Annotated in this window: 2 protein-coding genes; both read right to left on the reverse strand. The window is 68.3% G+C overall.

All coding sequences use genetic code 11. The features are described from left to right. Positions 1 to 278 (reverse strand): NAD(P)-binding domain-containing protein (locus AC1Q7F_RS32615; protein WP_492512709.1); only part of this gene is annotated, 278 nt, incomplete at its 3' end. A gap of 28 nt (positions 279 to 306) precedes the next feature. Then, a partial coding sequence (locus AC1Q7F_RS32620; protein WP_492512710.1) for an SDR family oxidoreductase occupies positions 307 to 678 on the reverse strand: 372 nt, incomplete at its 5' end.

Below are 678 nucleotides of genomic sequence, written 5' to 3' on the forward strand. Positions count from 1 at the left end.
GGGTTGTTGGCGTCGATGACGATACGGCCGGCGAAGTCGGGCAACCCGGCCAGGGCCGCCGGCAGCTTCGACCAGTTGACAGCGACCAGGACGATGTCCTTGGCTGCCGCTTCCTCCCGCGTGCCCGCACGGATACTGGGACCGAGGGCGGCGACGATTTCGGTCAGGCTGTCGGGACCGCGGCTGTTGGCGATGGTGGCCTCAATACCCTGGCGGGCAAGGGCGGTGGCGAAGGCACGGCCGATCTGGCCGGCGCCGATGATGCCGATGCTGGACATGGCAATATTCCTTGGCTGAGGGGATGGATCAGGCGGTCAGGCCGCCATCGGCGACGATCTCGGCACCGGTGACGAAGGCAGCCTCCGGGCTGGCCAGGAAGGCGACGACGCTGGCGATCTCATGCGGATGGCCATAGCGGCCGAGGGCGATGCCGGGGCCGACGATGCCGGCCACCGGACCGTCGGCCGGGTTCATGTCCGTATCCGTCGGGCCAGGATGGACGGTATTGACGGTGATGCCCTTGGGGCCCAGGTCGCGGACCAGGCTGCGGTTGAAGCCGGTGATCGCCCCCTTGGTCAGGGTATAGAGCGAGGCGGTGGGGAACGCCGCATAGCGGGTCATGGAGGAGCCGATATGGATGACGCGCCCGCCCGATTTCATGTGGCGCGCCGCCTCCTG

The sequence above is a fragment of the Niveispirillum sp. GW835-FHT14G11 genome (genome assembly GCF_058793615.1).